This window comes from Sphingomonas caeni, from assembly GCF_026013415.1.
GTDB classification, from domain to species: domain Bacteria; phylum Pseudomonadota; class Alphaproteobacteria; order Sphingomonadales; family Sphingomonadaceae; genus Sphingomonas; species Sphingomonas caeni.
In genome coordinates this window covers 1-4,927 of record NZ_JAPDOK010000019.1, presented here as the reverse complement: position 1 = coordinate 4,927, position 4,927 = coordinate 1, and the positions used below count along the sequence as shown (strand labels likewise).

The 4,927-nt window shown below is 65.6% G+C and carries 7 protein-coding genes and 2 pseudogenes; 6 read left to right on the top strand and 3 right to left on the bottom strand.

Annotated features, from left to right (window positions below):
• A pseudogene (locus OF829_RS20540) lies at positions 1 to 353 on the bottom strand (universal stress protein); the annotation flags it as partial.
• 115 nt (positions 354 to 468) lie between these two features.
• Positions 469 to 615 carry a hypothetical protein gene (locus OF829_RS20535; RefSeq protein WP_264942079.1) on the bottom strand — a complete coding sequence of 49 codons (147 nt, stop codon included), beginning with the start codon at positions 613 to 615 and terminating at the stop codon, positions 469 to 471.
• A 148-nt stretch (positions 616 to 763) separates the two neighbouring features.
• Here OF829_RS20535 and OF829_RS20530 point away from each other — a divergent pair, with 148 nt between their 5' ends.
• From OF829_RS20530 to OF829_RS20510, 5 genes are all read left to right on the top strand, one after another.
• Entirely contained in the window at positions 764 to 904 is a 141-nt protein-coding gene (locus tag OF829_RS20530; RefSeq protein ID WP_264942078.1) for a hypothetical protein, read from the top strand.
• Between the two features lie 79 nt (positions 905 to 983).
• A complete protein-coding gene (locus tag OF829_RS20525; RefSeq protein ID WP_264942077.1) occupies positions 984 to 1,346 on the top strand; it encodes a response regulator in 363 nt (120 codons plus the stop codon).
• A gap of 60 nt (positions 1,347 to 1,406) precedes the next feature.
• Positions 1,407 to 2,945, top strand: a complete 1,539-nt coding sequence (locus tag OF829_RS20520; RefSeq protein ID WP_264942076.1) for a PAS domain-containing sensor histidine kinase — start codon at positions 1,407 to 1,409, stop codon at positions 2,943 to 2,945.
• The gene (locus OF829_RS20515; RefSeq protein ID WP_264942075.1) at positions 2,942 to 3,565 is read left to right on the top strand and encodes a response regulator transcription factor; all 624 of its coding nucleotides are present in this window, start codon (positions 2,942 to 2,944) and stop codon (positions 3,563 to 3,565) included. The genes OF829_RS20520 and OF829_RS20515 overlap by 4 nt, the downstream gene beginning before the upstream one ends.
• A gap of 47 nt (positions 3,566 to 3,612) precedes the next feature.
• Positions 3,613 to 4,188, top strand: a complete 576-nt coding sequence (locus tag OF829_RS20510) for an NAD(P)H-dependent oxidoreductase (protein ID WP_264942074.1) — start codon at positions 3,613 to 3,615, stop codon at positions 4,186 to 4,188.
• A gap of 4 nt (positions 4,189 to 4,192) precedes the next feature.
• Here the strand turns inward: OF829_RS20510 and OF829_RS20505 are convergent, their stop codons facing one another.
• Positions 4,193 to 4,636, bottom strand: a complete 444-nt coding sequence (locus OF829_RS20505; RefSeq protein WP_264942073.1) for a potassium channel family protein — start codon at positions 4,634 to 4,636, stop codon at positions 4,193 to 4,195.
• Positions 4,637 to 4,793: 157 nt separating this feature from the next.
• Between OF829_RS20505 and OF829_RS20500 the strand changes: the two are divergent.
• A pseudogene (locus tag OF829_RS20500) lies at positions 4,794 to 4,927 on the top strand (5-aminolevulinate synthase); the annotation flags it as partial.

The following is a 4,927-nucleotide window of genomic DNA, read 5'->3' as shown; positions in this document are numbered from 1 at the left end:
ATGTCGGGATAGGCGTGCTCGATGTCGCGGTTGAGCACGATGACATCGGCGAGCCCCGCCGCGTCGCGGACGGCCGGACTCGCGAAGCCGGTGGTCTCGATCCAGCTGTACGGCACGCCTTCGATCCTGAGCCGCGCGTCCATCCGCGCCCGATTTGCCGACTCGTTCGCCCGCTCGTCGCCGATCAGCAGCGCGCCGCCGCCGAGCGTGGCATAGTCCGCCACCACCTCGGGCATGATCGCGACGTCGAGGCAGGTGAGATGGCCATCGAGCGCGCGGGTCAGGTCAAGCGCGACCTGGAACCGGGCTTCCTGGCCGACATCGTCGTGCATCAGCGCCAGAATATTCTTCATCGTCGCCTCCATTGATTGGAACGATCCGGAAGCTATGGAGCGCCGCCGATCGCCAATATTGTGGATTCACCGTAGCGGATCATTGCCCCGGGGGGCGCCCGTCAGCGGCTGAGCCTTAGCCGCTCGCCCAGATGATGATCAGCACCCACAGATCGCTCAACGTCGCGTAAGCGAACCACAGGGTGAAGGATGCAAGCGCCGTCATCAGCAGCCAGATGGCGCATTGCTGGGTGACGGATTTCTTCTGCGAGCGCACAGCCATCGCTTCCTCCGTGTCGGGAAGGCAAACTCGCGGATCGGGCCGGCGTTCGCACTACGGAAGGTTACGAAGGGGGAGTCCGTAATTATCACAATGTCGCCCCCGCTCCGGGTGCGCCAAACTGCCGCCGACGCTCACCTCGGAGGCGATGATGACCCCTGTTGCATCCCGGAAAATCGACGGCCTCTCGTCAGCGCTTCGGCATCCCCGCTTCGTTGTCGGCGCACGCGCGTTCGGCGCGATCGTGGCGCTGGAGTTCACGACCTCACTGCTGCTTGGCCGCCTGACATGAACCCGGCGAAGACCGTTCCCACATATGCGCGAGCCCTGGCCGGATGAAACCTCAACACGCGACGGGGGCGAACGAAGAATTGCGCCCGATCCTCCTCCTGGTCGAGGATGACGATGCGGTGCGCCGTTCGCTCCAGCTCCTGCTTTCGGGAAGCGGCTATCGGGTCCGCTCGTTCGCGTCGTCGGCGGCGGCGCTTGCCGATCCGATCGCGATCGAGGCGAAATATCTCGTGGCCGACTTCATGTTGCCCGAAAGCGACGGCGTAGAGCTGCTTCGGGGCCTCCGCGCGCGAGGCTGGTCCGGAGGCGCCGTTCTGGTCACCGCCTTTCCATCGGACGAACTGCGGCAGGCAGCCGAGGCCGTCGGCTATGCGGCGGTCATGGAGAAGCCGCTGCGGCAAGAGGCGTTGCTGGGGGCCCTTGGCCGGGCGGCCGCTGCCTGATGTCACCGACGCGGACCGCGGCCATATGCGTGCTGCACGCAAATATGATATGCGACCGCCGTGTCCACTGAACTCGACGCCGAACGACGGGCCGCGCATGCCGACCAGCTTGCGGAGGAACTGAATCTCCTGATCGATGGCGCGACCGACTATGCAATCTACATGCTGGACCCCGAAGGCCGGATCGCGATCTGGAACAAGGGCGCGGAACGCCTGAAAGGCTGGACCGAGCAGGAAATCGTCGGACGGCACGCGTCGGTCTTCTACCCCGAGGCAGCGCGCGCGGCCGGCAAGCCGGAGCGGGACCTCGAACGCGCGCGCATCGAGGGGAAGCTCGAGGAGGAAGATTGGCGCGTCCGAAAGGATGGCTCGGAGTTCCTCGCACACGTCTCGATCACGGCATTGCACGATCCCTCCGGCGCGCTTCGCGGCTATGGCAAGGTGATCCGCGACGTCACCGAGCAGCGCGCCCGCGAACGCCAGCTCAGCGCAAGCGCGACGCAGTTCCGCTCGATCCTGGCGACAGTGCCCGACGCGATGATCGTCATCGACAGCGGCGGCAACATCCTCTCGTTCAGTTCGGCCGCGGAGCGCATGTTCGGCTTCGAGGAGGCGGAGATCCGCGGGAAGAATGTCAGCATCCTGATGCCGTCCCCCGACCGCGAGCGCCACGACGCCTATCTCGAGCGTTACCTGACGACCGGCGAGCGGCGGATCATCGGGCTGGGCCGCGTCGTGGTCGGCCAGCGCCGCGACGGGACGACCTTTCCCATGGAACTCGCGGTCGGAGAGGCACTGACCGACGGCGAGCGCATCTTCACCGGCTTCATCCGCGACCTTTCCGAAAAGCAGGCGGCCGAGGAGCATATCGAAGCGCTCCGCGCCGACCTTATCCATGTCGCGCGCGTCAGCGCGATGGGCACCATGGCATCGACGCTGGCGCACGAGCTGAACCAGCCGATCACCGCCGTCGCCTATTACATGCAGGGCCTCCGCAACCTGATGCAGGATCCCAAGCCGGAAAATCTGCCGGTCATCCTCGAAGCGCTTGCGGACGCGGAGAGCGAAGCCATGCGGGCCGGGCATATCGTCCAGCGGCTCCGCGAGTTCGTGGCCCGCGGCGAGGTGGACAAGCGCGTGACCGACCTGCCCGAACTGATCGGCGAGGCGGCCAAGCTCGCCCTGATCGGCGCCCGCGAGAAGGGCATTGCGGTGACCTTCGCGCTAGATCCCCAAGCGACGCCCGTGCTGGTCGACAAGGTCCAGACCCAGCAGGTGCTGATCAATCTGATCCGTAACGCCGTCGATGCGATGACGGGGTGCGACGTGCGCGATCTGACCGTCTCGAGCAGGATGGACGCAGGCGGCTTCGTGCGCGTCAGCGTCGCCGATACGGGCCGCGGCGTCGCCCCCGAAATCGCCGCCAATTTGTTCGACGCCTTCAACACGACCAAGAGCAGCGGCATGGGCCTCGGCCTGTCGATTTCCCGCACGATCGTCGAGGCGAATGGCGGCCGCATCTGGATGGAGCCCCGCGATGGCGGCGGCACCTGCTTTCATTTCACCCTGCCCCATGTCGAACCGGAGTCGCCGGAATGAGCCAGACAAGATTGATCCACGTCATCGATGACGAGGACGCCATTCGCCGCGCCGCGAGCTTCATGCTCAAGACCTCGGGCTTCGCGGTCGAGACCTGGGCGACGGGGGTCGAGTTTCTGAAGGCGGTCCGCCATGCCGAGACCGGCTGCATCCTGCTCGACGTGCGCATGCCCGAGATGGACGGGCTCGAAGTCCAGCAGAAGCTGCGCGAGATGGGGGTGATGATGCCGGTCATCGTCCTCACCGGCCATGGCGACATATCGATCGCGGTGCGCGCGATGAAGAATGGCGCGGTCGATTTCATCGAGAAGCCGATCGACAAGGCGGTGCTGATGACCGCCATCGAGGCCGCGTTCGAGCGGCTGGACGCGAGCAGCGACGCCAGCGTGCGGGCCGAAGAGGCGCATGTCGCGCTCGGCGCACTGAGCGCCCGCGAACGCGAGGTGCTCGATGGGCTTGCGCAGGGCCTGCCCAACAAGACCATCGCCTATGATCTCGGCATCTCGGCCCGCACGGTCGAGGTCCATCGCTCGAACGTCATGACCAAGCTGGGCGCGCGCAGCCTGTCGGATGCGCTCCGCATCGCCTTCGCGGCGGGCATGGGCGCCGACAGGACCTAGGAGAACTCCCTATTCCGATCGGGCCGGCTGCCTCGCAAGCTGGCCGCATGAGCAAGAAAATCCTGATCATCGATGGCCATCCCGACCCGGATCGCGGCCGTCTCGTTCATGCGCTGGCCGATGCCTATGCCAAGGGAGCGGGGCTGGGCGGCCACCAGGTCCGCCGGCTCGAACTCGCCACGATGGACATCCCCTTCCTGCGCTCGCGCGCGGATTGGACCGACGGGACGCCGGGGCCGGCAATCCTTTCCGCGCAGGAAGCCATCCGCTGGGCGGAGCATATCCTGTTCTTCTATCCGCTCTGGCTGGGCGACGTGCCGGCGCTGCTCAAGGCGTTTCTCGAGCAGGTCGCACGACCGGGCTTCGCCCTCTCGCCGGGAACGATGCCCAAGCCGATGCTCAAGGGGCGTTCGGCGCGCCTCGTCGTCACGATGGGGATGCCGGCCTTTTTCTACCGCTTCTATTTCGCCGCCCACAGCGTGAAGAGCTTCGAGCGCAACATCCTCAAATTCGTGGGGATCAAGCCCGTCGAGCACACGCTGATCGGCAATGTCGAAGGCGACGCGGAGACCCGCGAGAAATGGCTCGATACGCTGCTCAATCTCGGCATGGCGGCAGCCTGAGCCTTCAGCCCCCCTGGGCTTCGATCTCGAGCAATCTGAGCCTGCCGACGACGGCGACGAAGAACGCGGTCGACCAACCCAGCAGGATCACGCCGTTGATTCCCTCGATGGCGCCGAGCACGCGCCAGTCGGGCGGCAGGACGATGTCGCCATAGCCGATGGTCGCATAGGTGGAGGTCGAGAAATAGAGCGCCTCCTCGAGCGTGCGAAGCACGCCGATCCCGAGGTAAAGCGCAGCATAGCTCCAGATTTCGAACGCATGGAGGATGAAAAGCCCGAACGCGGCGCCGACGATGCCCGTCAGTTCGTGGGCCAACGCCCCGCGCTCGGGCGCGTGGGTCCGGTGATGGCGCAACAGCCGGAGCAGCATCGCCAGGCCCAGAAGGTGAAGCGCGACGGTGCCGATGACGATTGCGGTTGCGATGGCGAGCTGAAGAAGGAGCGTCACCGCGCCGTTTGTAGCCATGCGGCGACGACAGCCAATGCGGTGATTCCCGTAGCACTCACCCCCGTGCTCCCGGTCGCGCCCATAGGGAATATCCACAATAGGAGCCGAAAATCGGCGGACCTAGACCGGCGGCCTGTAACGAGGTGGGCCGTCCAGGGTGAATTACGAAGCTGTCTTCAGTTCGGCGATCGACCGGCTTCATGCCGAGGGTCGATACCGTGTGTTCATCGACATATTGCGCAACAAGGGCGCCTATCCCAATGCGCGGTGCTTTGCGGGGCATAACGGCCC

Bases quoted from the DNA above. Each gene is read 5' to 3' on its own strand.
- OF829_RS20535 (WP_264942079.1), bottom strand. From the start codon at position 615: ATGGCTGTGCGCTCGCAGAAGAAATCCGTCACCCAGCAATGCGCCATC.
- OF829_RS20530 (WP_264942078.1), top strand. From the start codon at position 764: ATGACCCCTGTTGCATCCCGGAAAATCGACGGCCTCTCGTCAGCGCTT.
- OF829_RS20515 (WP_264942075.1), top strand. From the start codon at position 2,942: ATGAGCCAGACAAGATTGATCCACGTCATCGATGACGAGGACGCCATT.
- OF829_RS20510 (WP_264942074.1), top strand. From the start codon at position 3,613: ATGAGCAAGAAAATCCTGATCATCGATGGCCATCCCGACCCGGATCGC.